22 protein-coding genes are annotated in these 24,134 nt (G+C 75.1%); 9 read left to right on the top strand and 13 right to left on the bottom strand.

Annotated elements, in window-relative coordinates:
- Window positions 1-2: 2 nt before the first annotated feature.
- The 7 genes from EV188_RS31995 to EV188_RS26830 all read right to left on the bottom strand — a co-directional run bounded on the left by EV188_RS31995 (window position 3) and on the right by EV188_RS26830 (window position 8,841).
- A complete protein-coding gene (locus tag EV188_RS31995; protein WP_166660109.1) occupies window positions 3-3,764 on the bottom strand; it encodes a polysaccharide biosynthesis protein in 3,762 nt (1,253 codons plus the stop codon).
- Entirely contained in the window at window positions 3,761-4,567 is an 807-nt protein-coding gene (locus tag EV188_RS26805) for a polysaccharide deacetylase family protein (RefSeq protein WP_208114385.1), read from the bottom strand. The genes EV188_RS31995 and EV188_RS26805 overlap by 4 nt, the downstream gene beginning before the upstream one ends.
- Window positions 4,564-5,493 carry a glycosyltransferase family 2 protein gene (locus EV188_RS26810; RefSeq protein ID WP_133829399.1) on the bottom strand — a complete coding sequence of 310 codons (930 nt, stop codon included), beginning with the start codon at window positions 5,491-5,493 and terminating at the stop codon, window positions 4,564-4,566. The genes EV188_RS26805 and EV188_RS26810 overlap by 4 nt, the downstream gene beginning before the upstream one ends.
- On the bottom strand, window positions 5,490-6,593 hold the full coding sequence (locus tag EV188_RS26815; RefSeq protein ID WP_133829400.1) for a GNAT family N-acetyltransferase: 1,104 nt from the start codon (window positions 6,591-6,593) through the stop codon (window positions 5,490-5,492). Before EV188_RS26815 ends, EV188_RS26810 begins: the two co-directional genes overlap by 4 nt.
- Window positions 6,590-6,997, bottom strand: coding sequence for a hypothetical protein (locus EV188_RS26820; protein ID WP_133829401.1), 408 nt, complete (start codon window positions 6,995-6,997; stop codon window positions 6,590-6,592). Before EV188_RS26820 ends, EV188_RS26815 begins: the two co-directional genes overlap by 4 nt.
- Window position 6,998: 1 nt before the next feature.
- Window positions 6,999-7,802 carry a glycosyltransferase family 2 protein gene (locus EV188_RS26825; protein WP_243742022.1) on the bottom strand — a complete coding sequence of 268 codons (804 nt, stop codon included), beginning with the start codon at window positions 7,800-7,802 and terminating at the stop codon, window positions 6,999-7,001.
- A gap of 313 nt (window positions 7,803-8,115) precedes the next feature.
- On the bottom strand, window positions 8,116-8,841 hold the full coding sequence (locus EV188_RS26830) for a response regulator transcription factor (RefSeq protein WP_133829403.1): 726 nt from the start codon (window positions 8,839-8,841) through the stop codon (window positions 8,116-8,118).
- A gap of 240 nt (window positions 8,842-9,081) precedes the next feature.
- On the opposite strand from EV188_RS26830, the gene EV188_RS26835 reads away from it, so the two are divergent.
- Together EV188_RS26835 and EV188_RS26840 are read left to right on the top strand one after the other, a co-directional pair.
- Complete coding sequence (locus EV188_RS26835; RefSeq protein WP_133829404.1) at window positions 9,082-9,792, top strand: response regulator transcription factor; 711 nt, start codon at window positions 9,082-9,084, stop codon at window positions 9,790-9,792.
- Between the two features lie 2 nt (window positions 9,793-9,794).
- Window positions 9,795-11,051, top strand: a complete 1,257-nt coding sequence (locus tag EV188_RS26840; protein WP_243742023.1) for a cytochrome P450 — start codon at window positions 9,795-9,797, stop codon at window positions 11,049-11,051.
- Window positions 11,052-11,070: 19 nt separating this feature from the next.
- On the opposite strand, the gene EV188_RS26845 is transcribed toward EV188_RS26840, so the two are convergent.
- Together EV188_RS26845 and EV188_RS26850 are read right to left on the bottom strand one after the other, a co-directional pair.
- Window positions 11,071-12,156, bottom strand: coding sequence for a GNAT family N-acetyltransferase (locus EV188_RS26845; RefSeq protein WP_208114386.1), 1,086 nt, complete (start codon window positions 12,154-12,156; stop codon window positions 11,071-11,073).
- Window positions 12,157-12,265: 109 nt separating this feature from the next.
- On the bottom strand, window positions 12,266-12,619 hold the full coding sequence (locus EV188_RS26850; RefSeq protein ID WP_243742024.1) for a VOC family protein: 354 nt from the start codon (window positions 12,617-12,619) through the stop codon (window positions 12,266-12,268).
- A gap of 204 nt (window positions 12,620-12,823) precedes the next feature.
- Here EV188_RS26850 and EV188_RS26855 point away from each other — a divergent pair, with 204 nt between their 5' ends.
- The 3 genes from EV188_RS26855 (at window position 12,824) to EV188_RS26865 (ending at window position 14,828) form a co-directional block, all read left to right on the top strand.
- A complete protein-coding gene (locus EV188_RS26855) occupies window positions 12,824-13,453 on the top strand; it encodes a hypothetical protein (RefSeq protein ID WP_133829406.1) in 630 nt (209 codons plus the stop codon).
- Window positions 13,454-13,524: 71 nt separating this feature from the next.
- Window positions 13,525-13,863: a PadR family transcriptional regulator gene (locus EV188_RS26860; RefSeq protein ID WP_133829407.1), complete on the top strand. Its 339-nt coding sequence runs from the start codon at window positions 13,525-13,527 to the stop codon at window positions 13,861-13,863.
- Window positions 13,860-14,828: a hypothetical protein gene (locus EV188_RS26865; RefSeq protein ID WP_133829408.1), complete on the top strand. Its 969-nt coding sequence runs from the start codon at window positions 13,860-13,862 to the stop codon at window positions 14,826-14,828. Before EV188_RS26860 ends, EV188_RS26865 begins: the two co-directional genes overlap by 4 nt.
- Here EV188_RS26865 and EV188_RS26870 read toward each other — a convergent pair.
- Window positions 14,812-15,867, bottom strand: a complete 1,056-nt coding sequence (locus tag EV188_RS26870) for a C39 family peptidase (RefSeq protein WP_166660110.1) — start codon at window positions 15,865-15,867, stop codon at window positions 14,812-14,814. The two genes, EV188_RS26865 and EV188_RS26870, sit on opposite strands and share 17 nt — an antisense overlap.
- Before the next feature lie 62 nt (window positions 15,868-15,929).
- Window positions 15,930-16,094 carry a hypothetical protein gene (locus EV188_RS32000; RefSeq protein ID WP_166660111.1) on the bottom strand — a complete coding sequence of 55 codons (165 nt, stop codon included), beginning with the start codon at window positions 16,092-16,094 and terminating at the stop codon, window positions 15,930-15,932.
- Window positions 16,095-16,299: 205 nt separating this feature from the next.
- On the opposite strand from EV188_RS32000, the gene EV188_RS26875 reads away from it, so the two are divergent.
- Window positions 16,300-16,485, top strand: coding sequence for a hypothetical protein (locus EV188_RS26875; RefSeq protein WP_133829409.1), 186 nt, complete (start codon window positions 16,300-16,302; stop codon window positions 16,483-16,485).
- A 4-nt stretch (window positions 16,486-16,489) separates the two neighbouring features.
- Here the strand turns inward: EV188_RS26875 and EV188_RS26880 are convergent, their stop codons facing one another.
- A complete protein-coding gene (locus EV188_RS26880) occupies window positions 16,490-18,517 on the bottom strand; it encodes an acyltransferase family protein (protein ID WP_133829410.1) in 2,028 nt (675 codons plus the stop codon).
- A gap of 113 nt (window positions 18,518-18,630) precedes the next feature.
- On the opposite strand from EV188_RS26880, the gene EV188_RS26885 reads away from it, so the two are divergent.
- On the top strand, window positions 18,631-20,127 hold the full coding sequence (locus EV188_RS26885; RefSeq protein WP_166660112.1) for a DUF2235 domain-containing protein: 1,497 nt from the start codon (window positions 18,631-18,633) through the stop codon (window positions 20,125-20,127).
- A 222-nt stretch (window positions 20,128-20,349) separates the two neighbouring features.
- Complete coding sequence (locus EV188_RS26890; protein ID WP_133829412.1) at window positions 20,350-20,910, top strand: hypothetical protein; 561 nt, start codon at window positions 20,350-20,352, stop codon at window positions 20,908-20,910.
- Between the two features lie 176 nt (window positions 20,911-21,086).
- Here the strand turns inward: EV188_RS26890 and EV188_RS26895 are convergent, their stop codons facing one another.
- Window positions 21,087-22,013, bottom strand: coding sequence for a hypothetical protein (locus tag EV188_RS26895; protein WP_133829413.1), 927 nt, complete (start codon window positions 22,011-22,013; stop codon window positions 21,087-21,089).
- A 553-nt stretch (window positions 22,014-22,566) separates the two neighbouring features.
- Here EV188_RS26895 and EV188_RS26900 point away from each other — a divergent pair.
- Entirely contained in the window at window positions 22,567-24,111 is a 1,545-nt protein-coding gene (locus tag EV188_RS26900) for a heparin lyase I family protein (RefSeq protein ID WP_133829414.1), read from the top strand.
- The last annotated feature ends 23 nt before the right edge of the window (window positions 24,112-24,134 follow it).

Here is a 24,134-nt window from a genome sequence, read left to right on the forward strand (position 1 = left end):
GGTCAGGTGAGCGCGAACAGGCGCTCGACCACCACGGCGGCGAAGGCCAGGAGCAGCGGCCCCCACACGAACACCGTGGTGCGCAGGGCGGCCCGGCCCGGCCGGCGCAGCGCCCAGATCTGCTGGACGAGCAGCACCCCGACCAGCCCGATCAGCACCGTCACCCCGACCGGGGTCCACGGCGTCGGCCCGATGCGCACCCCGAGCAGCTCCGGGACCCGGCCGGTGATCGGGTCGAAGGCCTGGTCGTTGCGCGGGACCCAGATCTGGGCGTCGCCGGTGTCGAGGACCTTCTGCAGGCGCGGGTCGGCGGCCAGCGCCGCGCGCAGCTGCGTGCCCCAGCCCTTCGGGAAGCCGGCGCTGACCTCGAGGTACTGCTCCTCGGCCTGCGAGGTGACGAAGTACGTGCTGCCGCCCCAGTAGGCGAGCTGCTCGACCACGACCGAGGGGTTGTCGGCGGCGTTCGGGGACGCGAGCGTCGCGCGGACGCCGACGCCGATCGTGTCGGTGTAGCCGATCGGCATCATCGGCGTCGCCCCGGAGTCGAGGGAGTCGGTGAGGAAGAGGACCTGGGCGTCGCCGGGCCGGTCGTAGACCCACTGCACCGCGGCCATCTCTCCCTGCGTGACCCGCTCGAACGCCTCGTTGCCGTAGGCCGCGATCCCGTAGGCCGCGCCGAGCACCAGCACCACGACGCCCGCGGCCACGTAGCGCCAGATCGACCCGAACGACGCGCGGAACCCGCTGCCGCGCGCGGTCTCGGGGAAGAAGGCCATCGCGATGAGCACGCACGCCCCGGGCAGCGCGAACATGTACACGCGCAGCCCGATCTCGCCGCCGTAGTTCTGCACGAGGACGGCGAGGAAGGGCACGGCGAGCAGGAGCAGGACGACCCGGTCGTCGATCCCGCGGTGCCGGCGGCGCAGCAGCCCCGCGAGCGACCCGATGGCCAGCACGCCGAACAGGGCCACGCGGACCATGAGGACGACGCCGTGCGCCGGGTCGCCGCCGGCGCGGGCGGCGATGCTGGTGGAGACGTTGCCCGTGAGGTCGCCGACGCCGCCGAGGACGTCGGTGAGGTGGCCGGTCCAGAACGCCGCGGTCATCAGGCTCACCCAGGCGATCAGCAGGACGCCGAGCAGCACGGGCAGCCCGCGCAGCGTGGAGCGCCGCCCCAGCGCCAGCGCGCCGGCCGCGATGACCATGACGAACGGTGTCAGCTGGTGGCTCACGGTCGCCGCCGCGAAGATCGTGAGCAGCAGCCCGAGCAGCGCGACGCGCGTCGCCGGCGACGACGGCCGCGCGGCGCGCTCGCCGGCCTGGGTCGGCGTCCCGATCACCCGGCCGACGCCGCGCCGGACCGCGCTCCCGGCGCGCCGCAGCCACGACGGCGTCCGGCGCAGCGCGCCGTCCACCCACGCCGGGCGCCCGGCCGCGCCGACGGCCTCGCGGCCCACCGGACGGAACCAGGTCAGCAGGATGCCGATGAAGATCATGTAGAGCAGGAACGTGTAGCCCTGCGGCGAGAAGTAGTCCTGCCCGATCCACTGCAGGACGGTGAACAGCAGGGCCGCGAACCATTTACCGCGCCAGCTGATCCGCACGTTGCGCAGGATCAGCCACAGCGCGAGCAGGTAGAACAGGTTCGACAGCAGCGGCGTGACCCGCACCAGGGGCAGCAGCTGCTCGGGCGTGGCCCCGTCGGACACGAACGACACCAGGGCGAAGAAGCCGGGCCAGCTGAAGCGCGCGTCGACGTCGGGGGCCACCGTGCCGAACCGCGAGATGAAGTCGGCGAACCCCAGGTGCACGTAGGACGTGGGGAACCGGGGCAGCGGCTCGATCAGCGCGGTCAGCCCGTGCAGGGCGCAGCACACGGCCACCAGCTGGGCGGTCAGCAGGACCTTGCGCTCGCGGGCGAGGGCGATGGCCGCGACGACGCTGACCAGCAGCAGCGCCACCCCGGCCAGCGTCACCACGGGCAGGACCGACACCAGGCCCCAGCCGCTCAGGGCGCCGAGGTCCACCCACGCCAGCGGCTCGAAGATCATGACGAGCGCGAGCAGGCTGGCCACGGCGACGATCACCGCGGGGCCGCCGCGGTCGACCGCGACCAGCAGGCGCCGCCACCGCGAGCGGGCGGGCGTCTCCCGGGGAGGCTCGGGGGGTGGCTCGGGGGGTGGCTCGGGGGACGTCTCCGGCGACGTCTCCTGCGACGTCCGTGGCGCGGGGACCGGCCGCCGCGGCGCCTGGGGCGCCGTCTCGGTCTGCGCCTCGTCGGGCGGGGTCGTCGCGCGCTGCCGCACGACGACCTGCAGCGGGACGAGGCGCTGGGCGACGGCGGAGTCAGGGGCGGGGTCGGGGGCGGGGTCGGGGGCGGGGGCCGGCGGCGTCCACGGGTCGAACGGGGCCTCGCGCCTCCCGGCGATGACCGGGAGCAGGCGCGGCAGCACGAGGAGCGCGACGGCCACGTTGCTGACGAGCACCAGCACGCCCACCCCGGTGACCGGGTCGATGGGCATCCCGAGCGTGCCGCCGCCGAGGAACAGGCCCGCCACCACGGAGCCGACGACGACCGTGCCCGAGAGCACCTGCCAGCGCACGATCGAGCGGGCGCGCCCCTGCGCGCGCAGCACCCCGAGCCAGACCTCGAGGACCGCGCGGCCCAGCGACGCCAGCGCGAGCAGCTGCAGCAGCGGCGCGGCGGCCGCGTAGTCGGGGCCGAGGAAGGCCAGGAGGGGACGGGCGAGCAGGAGCAGCAGCACCGCGGCCGCCCCGAGCAGCGCGACCGAGCGCACCAGCGCGGAGCGCGCGTACCGGGCGAGCCGGCCGGCGTCGAAGACCCCCTCGACCGTGAGCGTCTGCGCGAGGTTGTTCGGGACCAGGTTGAGGACCCCGGCCATCATCCAGGCGATGTAGAACACCGCGAACGTCGACGGCGCCAGCGCGGCGGCCACGACGACGGGCACGAGGTAGATCGCGCCGAACCCGAACAGGGCGCCCACGAAGTCGCCGGCCATGAACCCGCGGATCTCGCTGCCGGTGGTCGCGGTGCCGCCGTCGGTCTCGCGGGCGTGGCGCGGCACCCGCCGGGCGAACACGAGGAGGTTCACCGGCAGGCAGAGCAGGATCATCGGCACGATCCACGCGACGTACACCCCGGAGGCGGGCAGCGTGCTGGCGAGCAGGACGAGCAGGGCCGCCTTGACCGCGCCGAAGACGGTGTTCTCGAGCGCCACCCACCCGGCGCCGCGCAGGCCGACGAGCACGCCGTCCTGCACGGTGAAGATGTTCGCGGCGATCGCGACGCCGACGAACCCGATCGCCGCCCACGGGCTCGCGAGCAGCCCGAACGACGGCCCCCACCAGCCGAGGGTGAGGACGAAGCCCGTGGCCAGCGCCGCGACCACGAGCGAGCTGAGCCCGTAGCTGACCAGCACCAGGCGCGCCGTGCGCCGTCCGCTCTGAGGCAGGAACCGGCTCAGCGTGCCGGTGATGTTGATGCCGACGATCGCCGAGAGCAGGGTCATCGCCGAGATGAGCGCGGAGGCGCGCCCGACGTCCTCGGGGGTGTAGAAGCGCGCGGCCAGGAACCAGAAGACGAGCCCCAGCAGCCCGGTCATGCCGGTGTTGACGATCAGCGCGTACGAGTTCCGCGAGAACGGGTCGGTGAGGTGCTCGCGCAGGCGGGCGCGGCGCGACGTCGAGGGCGCCGCGCCCACCCGCAGCGCCGCCGTGCGGGCGTCGACGGACCCGGCGGTCACGAGAGCACCCGTCCGGCGAGGGCGGAGCGCGACACGACGGACCGGCTGCGGCGCACGACCAGGTACCCGGCGGTCAGGGTGCGCTCCTTCCAGTAGATGCGGGCGTGGTGCTCACCGCGCACCACGCGCCCGAACGTGGCCAGGTCGGTGGTCCGCGCGACGGTCAGCCGCGGCACGGCGAAGCCGTCGGCGCCCCGGGCGGCCGCGAAGTTGCCGACGCTCGCGGCGAGCCGGTAGCCGGCGTCGGCGACCGCGCGGCGCACCCGCGCGCTCGAGTAGCCGTAGGGGTAGGCGAGGTGCGGCACCTCGTGCCCGAGACGCTCGGCGAGCAGGCGCTTCGGACGGGCGAGCTCGTCGCGCAGGGCGCCGTCGGCCAGCTGGTCGAGCTGGGCGTGGCTGTGGCTGTGCGCACCGATCTCCACGCCGGCGGCGTCGCACTCGGCGACCTGCGACCACGACAGCATCCGGTCCAGCGGCTGCCCGGCGGCCTCGGTGCCGGCGTCGTCGAGCCAGCCGGTGGTGACGAAGAGCGTGGCGGTCGCGCCCGCGCGGGTCAGGCGCGGGAGGGCCTCGCGGTGGAAGTCGGCGTACCCGTCGTCGAAGGTCAGCGCGATCGGGCGCTCGGGTGCGGTCGCCTCGCCGCGGCGGATGGCGGCGAGCTCGCCGACCGTGATCGTCGTGAAGCCCTCGGCGGCCAGGAGGTCGAGCTGCTCGGCGAACCGGTCGGGGTGCACCGACAGCCCGTACGTGGCGTCGGAGGGCCGCTCGGCGACCGCGTGGTACATGAGCACGGGGACGGTCACGACGCGGTCCTCGCGAGGGAGCCGACGGCGTAGCCGGCGGTGGTGGTGAGCAGCCCGGCGGTGATCGCGCCGGCGCGGGCGAGCCCGTGGCGGTCGCCGCGCCAGGCCTGGACGACCCCGCGGGTGACCCCGCGGCGCAGGGTCACCGCGGCGTAGCTCCGCTCGGCGGCGAGGCCGGCCGCGGCGCCGACGCTGCGCGTGACCAGCGCCTTCGACAGGCCCTCGGCGTAGCAGCGCGCGCGGAAGTAGCGGAACGCCTCGCGCGCGGGCGGGACCCGGTGCCAGATCACCGCGCGCGGGTCGTGGACGAAGCGCGCGCCGGGGCGGTGGGCCGCGACGCGGATGCAGAACTCGGTCTCCTCGCACCCCAGCGGGCGCGCCCGCGCGGCGGTGCGGCCGATGTGGGTGGGGAACCCGCCGGCGATCTCGAACGCGTCCCGGCGGAACGAGGCGTTCCCGCCCAGCAGGTTGCGCACCGGGCCCGGGTCGCGGCCGACGAACGTGCAGCCGACGACCCAGTCGAACTCCTCGGGGAACCAGGTCGGCCGGTCGGTGGCCCACCACGGCAGCGTGAGCCCGCCGACGCCGAGGACGTCGGGGTCGTCGTAGCCCTCGGCGAAGGTCCGCACCCAGTCCGGCCCGGCGACGGCGTCGTCGTCGAGGAACGCCACGACCTCGCCGGTGGAGGCCGCGACGCCGGTGTTCTTGCCGCCGGACAGCCCGCGGGTCTGGGCGTTGGCGACGACGAGCGCGTCCGGGAGGGCCCGGGCGAGGCGGTCGCGCAGGCCGGGGTTGTGGTCCACGACGACGATCAGCTCGTGCGGCGCGACGCTCTGCCCCTCGGCGACCGACGACGCCGCGGCGAGGACGTCGTCCCATCGCTCGTCGGTGTAGGCGCAGATGACCACCGAGACCGTGCGTGTCATGCCGACACCCCGTTCGCCGTGCCGGGACGCCAGCGGCCGCGAGCGCGCAGCACGCGGTCGGCGACGTCGTAGAGCCGCGGGTTGCGGTCGACGGCCCGCCGCGCCGAGCGGACGGGGGCGGTGCGCGCCCACGCCAGCGCCGCGGTGGGCACGAGCCGGGCGACCCGGCCCTCGGCGACCGTGGTGTCCCCCGACTTCAGCTCCTCCTTGTAGGTCTTCGCGCCCCGCCCCATGTCGATGAGCTGCACGCCGTCGGCCGCCGCGGCGTGGGCCATGGCGAGGTGCAGCAGCAGGCCCGGCGAGTACCGGCCCATGCTCGGGGCGTACGCCGGGAACCACGTCGGCACGACCCCGTGGTCGCGCAGGCCGAAGTGCCCGGCGACCAGCTCGTCGCCGGCGTAGAGCAGCGACAGGCAGCCCCGGAAGCCGCCGGCGTGCTCGTCGAGGAGCTGGTGCACCAGCCCGCGGATCCACGGCTGGGCGAAGCGGTCCGAGCGCCCGGTGCGCTGGTACTGCGCGGACTTCCACTCGAGCACCGTGTCGAGCGCGCCCGCGGCCGTGTCGTCGGTGGCCTCGAGCACGAACCGCACCGGGCCGTGCTCGCGCTCGAGGCGCCGCCACCGCCGGGGCAGGTCGCGGACGCGGGAGGAGCGGGCGCGGATCGTGCGGTACCAGCTGTCGAAGCCGTCGCGCAGGTCGATGACCGGCGACGCGGCCGCGGTCGTCACGTGCTCGTCGAAGACGCGCTGGTCGGCGACGAGGTGGTCGAACTCCCAGACCGACAGCCCGCAGGCCCGCACCATGGCCCGCGCGTCCCACGCGACGTCGTCCGCGTGCACGAGACCCTGCGCGTCGCTCAGGCCGGGCGCGACGGGCAGCCCGCGGCCGAGCGGTGCGTGCTCGAAGGGGAAGAAGCCGACGATGTCGTCGCGCTCGTGGATCACCGAGACCCGCGTGCGGGGGCGGAACCGCGCGACGGTGCGCGTGAACTCCGGGGACAGGAACGGGGTGTGCAGCGTCGGTGTGAGCCTCTGCAGCGCGCGCCACCGGCCGATCTCGCCCGCCGTCAGCTCGGCCGGGTGGACGACGTCGAACCTCACGGGCCCACCTCGGCCGCTCTCTCCGCCGCCGCTCTCCGGGACAGGGTGGTCCCCAGCTCGACGCCGACCCAGACCGCGACGCTCACACCGGTCACGACCAGCACGCCGAGGCGCACGTCCCAGGCCCCGAGCGACAGCATCGCCTGCGCGACCACCGTGTCCAGCGCGAGCGTCCAGCCGAGGGCGATCACCGCGCGGGCGACCGGCTCCAGGCGGTGGGTGGGCACGGCAGCCGAGAGCGCGGGCACGAGCAGCAGGACCGCGGTGACCGGCAGCGCGTCGCGGCCGTCGAGGACGACGGCCACCCAGAACCCGGCCACGAGCGAGAGCGCGGCGCCGGCGAGGCTCGCGACGAGACGGGCGGAGCGGACCGGGACACGCCGCAGGAGGGCGGCGGGGGCCACCTCAGGTCCCCACGGGGTCCGGCGCGGTCGGGCCGCTCGTCACGGCCGGGGGCCGGTCGCGGTGATGGACGAAGCGGCGCAGCTGCTGGACCGCGCGGCCGCTCGGCCCGCGGTCGTGCTCGCGCAGCAGGGTGCGCAGCACGCGGGTGCCGTCGCGGACGACGTGGAGGTTGGAGTGCCCGTGGCGGCGCGGCATCTCCAGGCTCGGCACCTCGGCGATCCGGAAGCCGGCCCGCAGCGCCGAGACCGTCAGCGACGTCTCGACCTCGAACCCGGGGCGGGTGAGGTCCAGGTAGGGCAGGCAGCGGCGGTGGAAGGCGACGTAGCCGTAGCAGAGGTCGGTCAGCACCGTGTCGTGCATCCGGTTGACCATCCCGACGAGCACGCGGTTGCCGCTGCGGCGCAGGCGCGTGATGTCCCGGGAGCCGCCCCCGCCCATGAAGCGCGAGCCCTTGACGAAGTCGTAGCCGTTGTCGAGGAAGTGCAGGTAGTGCGGGATCTCGTCGGGGGCCATGCTGCCGTCGGCGTCGATCATGACGATGTGGTCGCCGGTGGCCGCCAGGAAGCCCTCCCGCAGCGCGTCGCCCTTCCCGGTGCCGCTCTGCTCCACGACGTGGATGTCCGGCCGGACCGTCTGCGCGATCATCACCGTCGCGTCCCGCGAGTGGCCGTCGACCAGCACCACCTCGTCGACACAGCTCGGCAGCTGACCGAGCACCCAGGCGATGTTGGTCGCCTCGTTCATCGCCGGGATGACCAGGGAGACCTTGTCCAGGCGCGGTTCCTCCGCCGGGCGGGGACCCACCCGCGGCAGGGCGAGCTCGGGGAATGCGGCGAGGGGAGGTGGGACGAGGGGGCCGCCGTGGCGTGGATGCCCCTCCCCCGCCTCTCCGTTGCGCTGGACGGTCACCATTCCTCCATCAGGACGTTGGGGACCCCCGGGTGCGACGTTGGTGGGTCGAGGCCGTTCGCCCCGTGCGGCCGATCTGGTGTCTCGGGAGGCACGGGAGGAGGACCGGGGTCCCTCAGGGGGGCGACGCTACGACGCGGCCCGCGTCACCGGATCGCGTCGGAGGAGCAGGCGCGGTAGTCCTAATTCACCAGGGATCCCGGCGCCGTCAGAGATCCGGGTCCTCGCGCTCGCGCACCAGCCGGACGGGCCGTGACGGCACGGCCGCCGACACCGACGAGACGTCGGCCAGCGGCGCGAGCCCCTCGGCGCGCGCGATGCGGACGGCCTCGAGGCGCCCGTGCACGCCGAGCTTGCGGAAGATCCGGTGGGTGTGCGTCCGGACGGTGTTGACCGCGACGTCCAGGTGGTCGGCGACGTCGCGGGCGGACAGCCCGTCGACGAGGGCGCGCAGCACCTCGACCTCCCGCTCGGTGAGCGCCGACAGGCGCCCGGTGGGCCGGCGGGCCTCGGCGATGTCGTGGCGCAGCCCGTCGAGCACGGCCGCCAGGAGCCGCGACGGGTAGACGCCGTGGCCCGCGTGCACGAGACGGACCGCGTCGGTCAGCTCGTCGACCGACGACCCGTAGAGCAGCCACCCCGCGGCGCCGGCGCGGGCGGCGTCGTGCGCGCTCTCCTCGTCGCCCGGCTCGGCGAGGACCACCACGCGGGCGCCGCTGCCCTGCTCGCGCAGGGTCTCGACGGCGCGCTCCCACCGCGGCGGGCGCAGGGCGAGGTCGAGCACGACGACGTCGGCGCGGCGGGCCGCCAGGTCCTCCCAGGCCTCGTCGGCGCGCCCAACGACGACGGCCAGCCACGACTCGCGGGACCAGCGCGCGACGAGCAGATCGCGCAGCAGCTGGTCCGCGACGACGAGGACCTGGACGGGACGCACGGTCCGTGGACACTAGGCACGCCACGCGCGCCGGTCGTCCCCAAGATGCAGGAGAAACGCTCCGCAATCAGTATCGGTACCGTTTCGTGACACACCGTCAGGCAACCTCGGCGGCCGTACGGCCACACGGCCCCCCGCTCTCCCCCTGACGGGTGCGCTTCCTCCTGAGGAACCTGAGAGCCGCTGACAATTCGGTCACTCTTCGTGCTTGACGAGCCCTCGATCGGGTGGTCACGCTTGATGAGTCGCGAGGCGTACCAGGACGCCGAACGGCAGGAGTTCCTGGGGGGAACCATGGAACTGATCATCGGGGGCCGCGGGACGCTGCTCACGGATCTGCTCGAGTCGACGCTGTGCGCCCAGGGGCACCGCGTCGCGCTCGGGCCTGCGGGTCGGGAGGGGCTGGCCGCCGTCGTGGCGACGGTCCGGCCCGCCGTGGTCATCGCCGACCACCTCGGCGACGCCGACCGCGACGTCGCCGGCTTCGTGCGCGCGCTGCACGCGGCGGGCGGCGGGCGCACCGCGGTCGTCGTGCTCACCTCCGACGCGCACCGCGCCTCGGTCGAGGGCGCGATCAACGCCGGCGCGCGGGGCTACCTGCACCGCAGCCACGGCGTCGACTCGCTCCTGCGGGCGCTGCGCCGGGTGGCCGCCGGCGAGACCGTCGTCAGCGCGCCGCGCGCCCCGCTCGACCAGGACCCGGCCGGCGCGCAGGCGCGGCGGCTCGTGTCGCTGCTGACCGACCGCGAGCTCGAGTGCCTGGCGCTGCTCGTCGAGGGCGTGAGCACCCGGGAGATGGAGCGCCGCCTCGGCATCGCCACCCTTACCGTGCGCAGCCACGTGCAGTCGATGCTCTCGAAGCTCGGGGTCCACTCGCGGCTCGAGGCCGCCTCGCTCGCCGTGCGCCACGACCTGCTCGGCGCACGGGCGCTGCCGTCCCGGGCGGGCTGACCGTGGGGATCGCCGAGCCGCTCGCGCCGCCCGATCTCACCGACCTCGCGTTCTGGGCCCGCCCCGAGGCCGAGCGGCTCGCCGCGTTCGCCCGGCTCCGCGCGCTCGACCGCCCCGTGTTCTTCCCGGAGCCCCGGGTGCCGCTGCTGCGCCCCGGCGGCGGGTTCCACGCCCTGGTCCGGCACGCCGACGTGCTCGAGGCCAGCCGGAACAGCGCCGTGTTCTCCAGCGAGCCCGCCGCCGTGAGCCCGGAGCCGCCGCCGTGGCTGCCGCTGGTGTTCGGGCGCCCGCTGGTCAACATGGACGACCCGCGCCACGCGCGGCTGCGCCGCATCGTGTCCCGCGCGTTCGCCCCGCGGCGCCTCGACGCCCTCGACGGCGAGATCGCGGACACCGTCGACGAGATCGTCACGCGGCTCGCCCGCCACGGTTCGGGCGACTTCGTCGCCGACGCGGCCCGCGAACTGCCGATCCACGTGATCTGCTCGATGCTCGGCATCGACCGCGAGCGCCGCGACCATGTGCTGTCGCGCATCGACGTGATGACCGAGTACTCCGGTGTGCGCGGCGAGATGCACCGCCTGGCCACCGCGCGGCTGCTGGTCGGGAACCTCAAGGCGATCGTCGACCTGCGCCGCTTCGTCGTCGGCCTCGGGCGGGCGCGGCGGCGCGACCCGGGCGACGACATCCTGTCCGCGCTGGTCACGGCCGACGTCGACGGCGAGCGGCTCTCGCTGCGCGAGCTCGGGTCGTTCTTCGACCTGCTGCTCGTCGCCGGCAACGAGACCGTGCGCAACGCCGCGTCGCACGGGCTGGTGCTGCTCTCGGAGCACCCCGACCAGCGCGAGCGGCTCGCCGCCGACCCGGACGCGCTGATGGGCACCGCGATCGAGGAGATCGTGCGGATGTGCTCGCCGATCGTGCAGTTCCGCCGCACGCTGACACAGGACCACGAGCTGCGCGGCCATCCGCTGCCCGCCGGCTCGAAGGTGGTGCTGTTCTACGGCTCGGCCAACCGGGATGAAGCCGTGTTCGACGCGCCCGACACCTTCGACGTCGGGCGCCGGCCGAACCCGCACGTCGGCTTCGGCGGGCCCGGGGCGCACCTGTGCCTGGGGGCGCACCTCGCCCGCCGGGAGCTCGGGGCGCTGTTCCGGGCGGCGCTCGAGCGGGTGCCGGACCTGCGCACGGCCGGGCCGGCGGTGCCGCTGCGGTCGGCGTTCGACAACGGGATCGTGGCCCTGCCCTACACGGTGTGAGCCCTACACGGTGTGAGCCCTACGCGGTCTGACCGCGCATCCGCATCCGCGTCCGCACCGTGGCCGCCCGCTTCAGCATCGTGTCCGCGGCGCGGTAGAGGCGGGGGTCGTCGAGCACGTGGTTGCGCAGGCGTCGCACGGGCTCGCGCCGCGCCCAGTGCACCGCCGCCGTCGGGCTGCGGCGCACGATCCGGCCCTCGGCGACGATGAGGTCCCGGCTGCGGAAGCAGTCCTTGTAGCCCTTGGCCCCGCGGCCCATGTCGATCTCGACGATGCCGTCGGCGGCCGCGTGCTCGGCGAGCATCAGGTGGTGCAGCAGGCCCGGGGAGTAGCGCCGGAACGCGCTGTCGAACGCCGGGAACCAGCCGGCGAGGGCGCCGCCGTTGCGGAGGCCGAAGTGCCCGGCGACGGGGACGTCGCCGGCCCGCAGCACCGAGAGCGTGCCCGCGAAGGTCTCGGTCCGCGTGGCCAGCAGGGACTCGAGCAGCTCGCGGATCCAGGGGACGCGGAAGCGGTCGCTGCGGTAGGTGCGCTGGTACTGCTCGGACTTCCACGCCATGATCCGGCGCAGGTCGTCGGCGTCCGCGGCGCCGAGGGTGAACGTGACGGCGCCGTGGTCGCGGCCCAGCGCCCGCCCCTTGCGCTCGAGCTCGGAGAGGAACGACTTCGACCGCGCGCGCACCTCCGCCCGGAACGCCGCGTAGCCGCCGCCCAGGTCCATGACCGGCGACGGGACCCGCAGGGACTGGTAGCGCTCGAACGGCTTCTGGCCGTCGACGAGGTGGTCGAACTCCCACACCGACAGTCCGCAGGCGCGCAGGAGCTGCTGGGGATCCCACTCCGCGTCGGCGGCGTGGACCAGCCCGTGCGCGTCGGTGAGGCCGGGCGCGGGCGGGGTGCCGTAGCCCCACCGCCCGCGCTCGAACGGGAAGAAGCCGACCGTGCGGGCGCCGTCCTCCAGCACGGCGACGCGCACGGACCGGCGCAGGCGGCCCACGGCCAGCACGAACTCGGGGGCCAGGAAGGGGTGGGCCATCGGGCCGGTCTGCTGGAAGGACCGCCATCGATCGAGGTCGGACGCGCCCAGCTCGTCCGGCCTGATCACGCTGATGTGCACGTTCGCCGCCCCCGATGTCGCCCCACGACGCAGGCTAGGGACCGGACGGCCGCGTCGCGTCGTCAGAGAGGACGAGTCCGTGTAATGCCCGTGTAGGTCATCGCGGGCACAGGCAGAAGGGGTGGCCGACCGGGTCGATCAGCACGCGCCACTTCTCGCCCGGCTGGTGCTCGGACAGCGTCGCCCCCAGGTCGCGGGCCTGCGCGATCGCGGCGTCGAGGTCGTCGACGGCGAGGTCGAGGTGGTAGCGCTTGGTGCCCTCGGGGTCCGGCCAGGGCGGCGCCGACCAGCCCGGCACCCGGCCGAACCCGATCGGCGCGCCCTCTCCCGAGATCATCGCGTACTCGTCCTCGGCGTGGACGGTCTGCCAGCCCAGGAGGGCGCCGTAGAAGGCGGCCTGCGCGCGGGGGTCGGGGCCGTCGAGGTTGATCATGGCGAGGGTCGTGGTCACGACGATGACGCTAGGAGCCGTTCCTGTCAGGTCGCGTCAGGTTCATCGCGGCGATCGCGTACTCGCTCGGCGTACCTCGTTCACCCGACCCGGTGGACCCGGCCTCGACGGCGCCCGCGGGGCTAACGGACGTCCGGGCCGGTGCGACACCGCTCACACAGCGTCCGACCGGGCGCTCGCTGACTAGGCCGTTCGGGGGTCGACATGGGGCAGCACCACCGCCGGGAGGACGGGACCGTCACGCACGCGACGGTGCCGGTGCTCGCCCCGGCAGGTCGCTTCGTCGCGCCGGACGCCCCGCCCGCCGGCCTCGGATACCCGCCGCCGACCGCGTACCGCCGCGACCCGGTCACCGGCGTGCCGACCCCGCCGCGGGCGATGCCGAACGTGGCCCCGGCTCCCCGGCGCCGCCGGACCGCCTCCCGAGCCCCGATGGCCGTGGCGGTCGCGGGCGCCGCGATGGCGCTGGTCGGGATGGGCTCGCAGATCCCGGGCCTCGTCACCGCGGTGAGCGCGTCCGCCGCCACCGCCCCGGCGCCCGCCCAGGGCACCCCGGCCGTCGCCGGCCAGTGCGCCACGGTGGTCGCCGACGCCATCGACGAGACCGTGGTGACCCTCGGCCGCACGCCCAGCGGGCAGTGGGCCGGCGTCGTCGCCGCGCGCGAGGGCACGCTCGCCGCGACCTACGGCGACTCCTCGCCCGAGCAGCGCGCCTACACCGCCGGCGTCGACGACGTCATGGACTGGCTGCAGACCGACCCGGTCGCCGCCGAGAGCTGGGACCTCGTCACGACCCGCGTCGCCACCACCGTCGCCACCACCTGCGCCGGCTGACCCCCATCGGCCGGACCGGTCGACAGCACGTATCGGTCTGCGATATATATCGACACGTGGCACGACGATCGATGTCCGAGCAGACGTTCCTGGTGCTGACCGCACTCGCGGACCAACCGATGCACGGCTACGGGATCGTCAGCGCGGCCGAGGAGCTCTCGGGGGGCCGGGTCCGGCTGCGGGTGGGGACGCTCTACGGCGCGCTCGACCGGCTGACCGCCGACGGCCTCGTCGAGCCCGACCGCGACGAGGTCCACCAGGGGCGCCTGCGTCGCTACTACCGGATCACCGATGCCGGCCTGTCCGAGCTGGTCGCCGAGGGCTCGCGCCGCGAGGCCACGGCCCGCGTCGCCCTGGACCGCGTCCGCGCGCGACGACCCCGCCCGGATCCCGGAGGGAGCACCGCATGACGACCCGCCTCGAGCAGCGCTACCGCCGCCTGCTGCGCGTCCTGCCCGCCTGGTACCGCGCCGACCGCGAGCGCGAGATGGTCGACGTCTTCCTGGAGGGGCGCGCGGAGCGCGACGACGCCGACCTCGACGCCGAGCACGGCTGGCCGGGGTGGGGCGAGACCGCGTCGGTCGCCGCGCTCGCGGTCCGCACCCGGGTCGGCGGCGAGGGCGCGCCGCCGGGGCCGCGCGCGGTCGGGAACGCCGTCCGGGCCGCGGCCGGCGTCGGCGTGCTGCTCAATGCCGCCGCCGCGGCCGCTGGGGTGCTCGGGCGGGTCGTCGCGACGGTCGCCGGCCCGCCGGCGGCAGAGGTCGTCACCGGGACGCTGCTGCACCCCGTCGGCGCGGGTGCCTGGTGGAGCACCGTCGCCCTCGTCCTCGGGCTGTGCTGGCTGCCGGCCTGGACCGCACTCACGTCCGGACGGGCGGGCGCCGCGGTCCTCCTCGCGCTCGCCGCCTGCCTCCCGACGCTGGTCGGCCTGGTCGTGGGCGACGGGCCCGTGCTCTGGCACCTGGCGGGCTCGCTGGTCGCGATCGCCACGGTCGTGCTCCTCCTGCTCGGCCACCACCGCGACGCGGCGCCGCCCGACGTGGCCCGCCCGTGGGCGCTGCTCGCGGTCGCCACCGTCGCCCTCGCGGCGATCGCGCCCCTCGTCCTCGTCGTCCGTCAGGTGCTCGCGCTGGAGGCGGTCGTCCTGCTCGTCGCCGCGGTCGTCGTCGCCGTCACCGGGCGGCGCAGCGCCCTCGCCGCCGGGATCGCCGTGGTGTCCGCCGTCGTGGTCGTCGGAGGGCTCCTCGAACTGGCCGCGCTCGATGTGGATCGCACGGGCTCGGCGATCACCGTGGGCGTCGGCCTCGTCGCGACGCTCGTCGCGGTCGTCGCGGCCCGGCGGGACGTCCCGTCGCACCTCAGCGTGATCCTCTGACCGCACGGGAGCGCACGACGCCGGCCGCCACGAGCAGGGCGGACACGCCCGCGCTCGCGACGGCGACGTCGCGCAGCACGATCGGCAGCAGCACCACGCCCGTCGACCCCGTCGAGATGAGCATCGCGCCCGGCTTCCCGGCGGAGGCGTCGGCCGGGGGCGCCCCGGCGGCCTGGGCACCGCCGTCGGGCGGGATCGCGTGGGTCGGCGCGTTCGACGCCGGCTCCGAGTGTGGCGGGGCGGTGTCGGTCACGAGCATCTCGTGGCCCGAGTCCTCCCAGGCGTCCTCGAACGTCGCCCGCGGGACCACGGAGATCGCGCCGTTCGGGTCGCCCGGGTCGGCGAGGTAGACGTTCTCGTCGTCGATCCCGGTGACCACGACCGCGTGGTTGGCGTCGCTGCCCCCGTCGGACCCGTCGTCGTCGGCGCCGTACCAGACCTCGTCGGAGTCGACGTAGGCGATGATGTCGCGATCGGCGTCGAGCAGGGACTCGAGGTCCTTGAGGCTGCCGTGCGTGGTGGTCGCCGGGATGCCGTAGCTCTCGAGCAGCGCCTCGGCGTCCTGCGACGTCATGCCCGAGGCGTCGTCGGGCACGCCGTCGCCGTCCGTGTCGGTGGTGGTCAGCCAACCGTGCGCGACGGCGCGCGACACGACCTCCGGCTCGCCGACGTTCTGGCCCTGCCACTCCCCGACGATCTGGGCGACGGCGGCGGGGACGCAGTAGCCGTTGACCGACTGCGCGTACCAGTACGACGACGCCTGCTCCGGGTCGCCGTGGATGTCGTCGTCACGCGCCGCCGAGGCCTCCGAGGGCAGCGCGCCGTCCCGGAGCTCCTCGTGGCGGAACCAGTCGGTCGACCATCCGCCGTCGGTGACCGGGTGGACCTCGTCGTCGGTGACCGCCCCGTCGCCGTTCGCGTCGGTCCAGGCGAGGTCGATCAGCCCGTCGCCGTCGGTGTCCACCGCGGTGACGTCGACCGTGCCGTCACCGTCGAGATCGGTGAACAGGTCGAGGTCCTCGGCGCCGGCGAACTCCATGCCGCGTTCGACGGCGCCGGCGTGCCGGAATGTTCCCGCGACGCCCGCGGGTCACCGCGGGCTCAGGAGTGCGAGAGCAGCGACTCGGTGCGCACGGCCGAGATGTGCCGGTCGCGCTGGTTGCGGCGGGCACGGTCGGCGGACTGGTTCTGCGCGACGCTCACGCCGAGCAGCGCCCCGCACAGGAAGATCACGCCCACGACGACCACGGCAACGATGACGAACATCCGACTCTCTCCTTCTGCCCCCGAGCGCCGGGCACTCCCTGCACTCATGGATCCAGACGGGTGTCGAGATCGACGGTTGGCGGTCACTCTGCGTCGGCTACGTCACGACCGCGAACCGCTCCCGTCACGCAACCTCGGCCCCGCAACGTGCCCGTGACACGGCGGCCCGCGTCGGCGGCGCGCGTCGCGGGTACCGCTGCGGGTGATGAGCAGCGACCCGCGCACCCCCGACGAGCGGCAGCTCGACGACGAACAGGGCATGAACCGCCCCGAGCCGACCGACGACGCCGCCCCCGACGCCGATCCCGACGAGGTCGAACCGGCGTTCGACATCGACCTCGAGCCCGACGAGCAGGGCCTCGCCGAGGCGGGCGAGGAGCCCACGGGCTGAGGTCCTACCAGTTCAGGAGCCCCGGCAGCTGCGCCCCGACGGCCGTGGACATCGTGCGGCTGTAGGACGCCGACAGGTGGTTGTCGTCGAGGTAGACGAGCACGTTGCCGATCTCGGGCGGGCAGGTCCCCGGCGTGCAGATCTCGTTGCTGAGGTCGAGGAACGCCACGTTCGACGGGACGTCGTCGCGCAGCGCGTACGGCGGGTCGGGGGCCAGCAGCTCCGCCCGCGGGATGTCGCACTGCGCCGCCCCGCGCCCGTAGGTCTCGAAGCACTCCGACGGGCGGTGGTCGTAGCGCGGGTTGTCACGCACGGCGACGACGGGGATGCCGAGCTCGTCGAGCGCCCGCCAGCCGGCCACGAACCCGTCCGGGGTCTGCTCGGTCAGCCCGGCGCGGACGTCGCGGGTGGCGCTGACGACGACGGCGTCGGGCGGGTCGGCGGCGAGGTGCTCGACGGCCGCCGCGTTCCAGTCGACGCAGGTGGCGTCGTTCGGGTCCGTCTCCGACGCCAGGGAGAACGGGCAGCGAGCACGCACGAGCGTGCTGACCTGCCATCCCCGCTCCCGCGCGATCGGCTCGAGGGCCGGGAGGAGCTGCTGCATGTGCGAGTCGCCGACGACTGTGATCCGGCGCTGCGGCTCGCCCTGCGGCGCGATCGGCACGCACTGCTCGAGCACTGGGTGGTCGGGCAGCGGCGCGCAGGCGTCGCGGTACTCCGCCCAGTCGTCCTGCACACGGGCCGTCGAGGGCTGGACGGGCGCGGACGGATCCCCCGTCGACTCGTGGTCGGCGACGAGGACCGCCGCACCGGGGTGGTCCTGGTCGCCCACGGCGACCGGCGCGCCCCGGTCCGCGGCGACGACGATCGCCCAGATCCCGAGGCCCAGCATCGCCGGCACCAGGGTCGCCGCGACGGCCAGCGACGCGAGCCCCGCGGGCCGCGGCAGGGTGACCCGGCGCAGCGGCTCCTCGACCAGGTGGTGGGTCGCGACGGCGAGCGTCACGGACACGGCGACGACGACCACGCCGCCGACGAGGCCCGGGGTCGGCGTCCCCGCGAGCACGAGGAACACGACGAGCACCGGCCAGTGCCACAGGTAGAGCGGGTAGCTGATGCTGCCGAGGTACTGCGCGGTCGGTGACGCGAGGCGCTCGCCGGCCCCCGCGCGCCCGGCGACGAGCACGGCCACCGCGGAGAGCACCGGCCACAGCGCGAGGTAGCCGGGGAACGCGGCGCCCACGTCGAGCACGGCGCCGCACGTCACCAGCCCGATCACGCCGGCCCAGCCGAGCACCGCCCGCGCCCGCCGGCCGAGCTGCACGCGGTCGAGGACGAGGGCGAGGACGCCGCCGAGCGCGAACTCCCAGAGGCGCGTGCGGGTGTCGAAGTACGCGAAGGCCTGGTCGGTGGCGGTGGCGTGCACCGAGTGCACGAACGACACGACGAACACGGCCGAGAGCGCCACGAGCAGCGCGGACCGCACGTCGACGCCGCGGGAGCGCGCCCACCACGCGACGAGGAGCACCAGCAGCGGGGCCGCGAGGTAGAACTGCGCCTGGATCGACAGCGACCAGAAGTGCTGCGCGACGCTCGCCGAGCCGTGGTTCGCGTAGTAGTCGACGGCGTCGGTGGCGAGGCGCCAGTTCTCGACGAAGAGGCCGGAGGCGAAGAGCTCGCGCAGGTTGCGCGCCCACGTCGACGGCGGGAGCAGGACCGCGGCCGCGACGGTGCTCGCGAGCAGCACCAGGCCCGCGGTCGGGACGAGGCGCCAGAACAGCTTCGTCCACGTGGCGCCGAGGTCGAGGCGCTCGCCGCGCATCGCCCGACGGGCCACCATCCCGAGCACGAAGAAGCCCGAGAGCAGGAAGAACACGTCGACGCCGCCGGACACGCGCCCGACCCACACGTGGTAGACGACGACCAGGACGGCGGCGAGGCCGCGCAGGCCCTCGATCTCGGGGCGGCGTTCGCTGCGGGTGCGGGTCCCGGACGCGGCGACCGCGGTCGGTGGGGCCCCGCTGCTCGTCACGTCGCCCGGTCCTCCCTCACGGTGATCACGCCGTCACCGGCGATCCAGTTTTCCCTATGACGCGGGGCACCCCGACGTCGGGCCGTCGGTCATCCTCGCGCGAGGATGATCAGGTGAGCGTGACGCGGCGCCTGGTCGTCTGCTGCGACGGCACCTGGAACACGGCCACCGACCACACGAACGTGCGGCGCCTCTACGACCGCCTCGCGACCACCGACGACCAGCTCCCCCGGTACTTCGAGGGGCTCGGCACCGACGGTGGCCCGGTGCGCCGGGCGCTCGACGGCGCGCTCGGGGTGGGGCTGCCCGAGGCGATCCGCGAGATCTACCGCTGGCTCGCCGAGACCTTCCGCCCCGGCGACGAGCTCGTGCTCCTCGGCTTCAGCCGCGGCGCGTTCACCGTGCGCAGCACGGTCGGGATGCTCGCGGCGTGCGGGCTGGTCGCGTTCACGCCCGACCAGGACGACGCCGAGCGCGACGCGGTCGTCGCCCGCGTCTTCGCGGAGGGGTACCGGGCGAAGCAGGAGCTGCACGGGCTCGCGTTCCACCCGGGCTTCGCCCTCGACGACCGGGCGCCGATCGCGTTCCTCGGGGTGTGGGACACCGTCGGCGCGCTCGGGATCCCGCGGACGTTCGGGCTGCTCTCCGGGCTCGCCGGACGGGACCTGTTCGAGTTCCACGACCTCGAGCTCGCCCCCGACGTCCGCCACGCCCGCCAGGCCGTCGCGCTCGACGAGCGCCGCGGGCCGTACGTGCCGTCGGTGTGGTCGACGCCGCCCCCGGACCGGCACACCACGTTCGCCCAGGTCTGGTTCCCCGGCGGGCACGGCGACGTCGGCGGCGGCAAGCCGGAGACGGGCCTGTCCGACGGTGCGCTGCGCTGGATGGCCGACGAGCTCGACGCGACGGTCGTCCCGCGGTGGCGCGCCGACCGCCCGCCGCGTCCCGAGGGCGACCCGTGCGCGCCGCTCGACGACGGCGTCGACGGTGCGTGGGCGGTGCTGAGCCCGCGACCCCGGACGGCCCCGCACGTGGTCGAGGGCGCGCCGGACGTCAGCGCCTCGGCCGTGGCGCGCCGGCACTGCGACCTCACGCCGCCCTACCGGCCCGGCCGGGTCCTGGCGGTCGGCGAGTCGACGAGCGTCGCGGTCGCCGCCGACGAGCCCTGGGTCGAGACGGGCCTCTACCTTGCGCCCGGCCGCTACGCGCTCGCCGTGTCCGGGCGGTGGCGCGACCACGGAGCGGCGTCCCCGGGCACCGGCGCCTCGCCGTGGCCGGTGCTCTCGTGGCCCGCGTACGCGGTGGGGACGGCGCTCGACGGGGTGCGCCGGCTCGTCGAACGGGTCACCGGCAACCCGCGCAGCGACATCGTCGGCAGCCGCCGGGTGCCCGAGGCGGCGTGGCTCGAGCTCGTCGCCGCGGTCGCCGACGACGTCGTCGACCTCGACGGGACCGTGCGGGAGGGCACCACCGTCCCGATCGGACCGACCGGGCGTCGCGAGCTGACCGCGCCGCGCGGCGGGTACCTCTACGCCTTCGCCAACGACGCGTGGACCGGCTACGGGTCGAACGCGGGCGCGGTGACGCTCGAGGTGGTCCGCGTCACCTGAGATCCGCCGCCGGCGCGTTGCGCTGCACAGACCCGGTCGGAGCATTGCCTGGTGAGCCGCACGGAGCGCCGAGGTTCGTCGCTCGTCCGAGTGAGTTGCTCCGGACCCCGTTATCGAGTCGTGACCTTCTCGTTGGATCCCCTCAGGAGACGCAGCGTCACGTTCTCCAGATGCGCGAGGTCGTCCGGCCCGTGCGTCGTCACCGCTTCCCACCCTGACGCGATGAGGTACAGACCCATGGGTCAGCACTCCGCGCGCCGCTCCGGCGGCGCGATGACCTCCGTGGCCGGCCGCGGCCTGTTCACCGCCACCGCGGCGGTCGCGCTGCTCGGCGGCGGCACGAGCATGGCCTTCGCCGGCGAGGCGCCGTCGTCCGGCGGCCACGACGGCGAGAGCGCGAGCTCGAGCCACCACGAGTCCGAGAACTGCTCGATCCCCGTCGTCGACGACACGACCAAGACCGGCGAGGCCACCGTCAACGGGCTCACCGGCGACGCGAGCGCCCCGCTGTTCGAGGCGGGCGGCGAGGCCACGCAGCCGGTGCACGACGCCGTCTGCCCGCCGGCGAGCGAGCTCCTCGGCGGGGTCCTGGGCGACTCCGGCGACGAGGGCCAGGAGAGCTCGGACGACAGCTCGGACGCGCAGGAGGCGACCTCGCAGCAGGCCTCCTCCGAGGAGGAGTCCGACGACTCGGGCCAGCAGCAGGTCTCGTCGGCCGCGTCCTCCGAGGGCTCCTCCGGGGGCTCCGGGACGGGCGTCCCGATGGAACTCCCGATCCAGTAGGACCGGGCAGCAGGACCGGCACGGCCCCGGTGGCGTCCCCGAAACGCCACCGGGGCCGTGTGCTTTCCGGGTGCTGTCCTCTGCTCCGGAACCGCGGCGGCCCCGACCCGTCGGGGGAACGGGCCGGGGCCGTGCGGCGCTGGGGAGCGGGGTCTACGGGAGCTGGCGGGGCGAGGTCAGCGGACGCGCTCGCGGCGGGTCGACCGGCGCCCGGCGGTGTTCGCCTCGAGCTGGCGGCGCCAGAGCTCCCAGGTGTCCGGGTCCATCGACTGCCCGGTGGGCGGGGTCTGCGGGTTCCGCGGCGCGGGGAGCGCGGCCTGGCGGCCGGTGCCCATCGGGAGGGCCGGCATGCTGCCGGTGAGCGGCTCCCACGGCCACGACTTCCGCACCGAGCGGGAGCGGTGGAAGCCGAGTCCCATGATCCAGCCGAAGATCAGGTGACCGATCAGCGAGAGCGTGAGCGTGACCCACGTGATCGGGAACATCATCGTCTGGCCGCGCGGGGCGATCGCGACGGTGCCGACGAGCCCGGCCCAGACCGGGAAGACCGAGAACGCGATCGCCGCGCCGACCACGGCGCGGCGCGACCAGCGCTGCAGGCCGAAGGCGCAGGCGAGGGCGAAGAACGTGATGCCGATGCCGCCGCCGTCGCCGACGTAGCGCCACAGGTAGCCGACGACCGCCCCGGCGGTGAGGTCGTCCGGGTTGCCGGTGATCCAGGTGCCCATGGTGGGGATGAAGTCGGCCCACCAGCCGAAGACGTGCACCGTGGTGAGCCGGAAGCCGTCGTAGACGGCGCAGCCGACGACGCCCCAGATCATGCCGTCGGCGACGACGCGGTCCCCGGTGTGCGGCGCGAGGACCGTGAGGGCGACGATCGCGGCGGCCAGCGGGATCACGAGGAGGCCCGCCGAGACGTTCATCGTGATCAGCCCGAAGACGTGGGCGGAGATCGCGAGGAGCGGCAGCGCGGCCAGCAGCAGGTGGAGACCGATCCGGACCATCCCGGCCCCGTCCCGACCTCCGACACGGCCCCCGAGGTGGTTCGCGGTGGCCGGGCCCGCCCCCGTGCTGGGGTGCTCCGGCGTGGTCGTCGTACGCATCGCCGGAGACGCTAGGGATTCGCCCGGTCACGGGCCGCGAACCTGAGAGACCCTGAGGACGTCGCCGCCCACGCGCCGTCGGGACGCGACGACCGGCCGGGCGGCTCCCCCGATCGGACCAGCAGTCCGGGTGGGCGGTGACACCGGCCTTCAGGTCCGGCATCCCGGGCACCGCCGCGGCGACGACCCGCCGACCGGCGGCGCCGAGCGGACCCGGACATTGATCGTGGTCAACCGGTCCTGCCGTCGGGCCGACCGGTCGTCGACGCCGGACCGACACCGTGCCGTGATGCGACCGCGACCCGGCCCGGACGACCGGGACGGACTCACGGCCACCCTCGGAGAGCGGTCGACCACGTGACGTGGTCGTGAGGTGAGGGGCAGACGGCCCAGCCATCCGCCGCGAGGAGCACGCCGTTCGGCCCAAGACCACGCTCGGGAGCAGGGCGAGGTCACGAGCGGGTGACAGAGTGGGCACACGAGCACGACTGCACGGCCCTGCGACGGGGGCTCCCCCCTTCACCCGTCCGGACCGACCCGGGAGACGCCCTCGATGACCGACGTGGCCGGCCACGCCGACACCTCGTCCGACGACGGGCGTCGTCACACCCGCAGCCACCGCACCCGCCGCGCGCAGCGCGGGATGCGTGTCCCCGGCGCCCCTCCCACCACGGCCGGGACCGACGAGGGCGCGCGGTTCCGCCACCGCCGAGCCCCGGGCACTGCGCCGTTCGTGGTGCCTGCGGCGTCCACCGCCGCCGCCACCCCGCGGAACCGTCACCACGCCGCCGACGCCACCGAGGCGTTCGACGCCGGCACGGTGGGTGAGCAGGGCACGGGTCGGCACACCGGCGGCCACGCGGTCGTCACCGGCGCCCGGTCGACCGCGTCGCGGCCCCGGCACCGTCCCGACCCCGCCGCCGACCCCGTCACCGCGCCGATCGTCACGGTGGCCGCGCTCGCCGCGGCGAACGCCGACGACGGGACGGCGCTGACCGCGGTCACCACCGCGACGTCCACCGGCCGGCACGCGGCGGTCGAGACCGCGGCGATCCGCGAGGCGCCCGCTCCGGCTCCTGCTCCGGCTCCGGCGGTGCCCGAGGAACCCACCGTCCTGGCGGCCGTCGCGAGCGAGCCGGCGACCGGCTCCCACCGGGCCCCGCGCAAGAAGGGCCTGCCGCTGCGCGCGACGATCGGCCTCATCGGCGGGGGCGGCGTGGCGGCGCTGTTCGCGCTCACGACGCCGGGCTCGCCGCTGCCGGCGTCCGGGCCGAACGACCCGCAGCCGTCCGTCGCGGCGCCGGCGGGCCTGTTCGACTCGGTGCTGCCGAGCACGCCGGACACCACGTCCCCGTCGTCGGTCGTGCCGGTCTCCCCCTCGGAGATCACGACGACGACGCCGACCGAGGAGGGCCCGCAGCCGGTGATCGGGGCCCTGTTCGACGCGGCGTCCGGCGCCTTCAGCCGGCTCTTCGACAACAGCGCCAACGACGGCCTCGTCGAGAACGGCCCGCGGCCGAAGATCGTCGCGAACCCGGACGACCCCGGGCGCCAGGCGTGGCAGTTCTCGCTCGGCCCCGGCGGCAAGCGCAGCGAGGTGCTGCCCAAGGGCCCGGGCACCGAGCCGACGGACGGCGACGAGCAGTACATCCGCTACACCGCGCACCTGTCCGACGACTTCCCCACGGACACGGGCAACTGGCAGGTCATCCTGCAGTGGCACCACACGTCGCCGAACGGCTCGCCGCCGCTCGCGCTGCAGGTCACGCGCGGCCAGCTGTACATGGTCAGCGAGGGCGACGACATGCAGGCGATCGGCCCGGTCTCGCCGGGTCAGCGGATCGACCTGACGATGCGCGTGAGGTTCGCGCAGGACCCGAGCGAGGGGTCCGTGACCGTCTGGCGCGACGGCCGGCCCACCGGGGTGACCAACTGGAGCCCGCGCGACGGCACCATGAGCACCCGCCAGGCCTACCTGAAGATGGGCATGTACCGGGCGCAGGCGATTCGCGAGAACGGCTCGATCATCGTCACCGACCTGAAGATAGGGCGGGACGCCGAGGGCATCGGCGGCATCGGGCCGCGCCGCGCGGACTGACGCCGGACCTCACGCCGAGCCGC

The sequence above is a fragment of the Actinomycetospora succinea genome (genome assembly GCF_004363095.1).
GTDB classification, from domain to species: Bacteria; Actinomycetota; Actinomycetes; order Mycobacteriales; family Pseudonocardiaceae; genus Actinomycetospora; species Actinomycetospora succinea.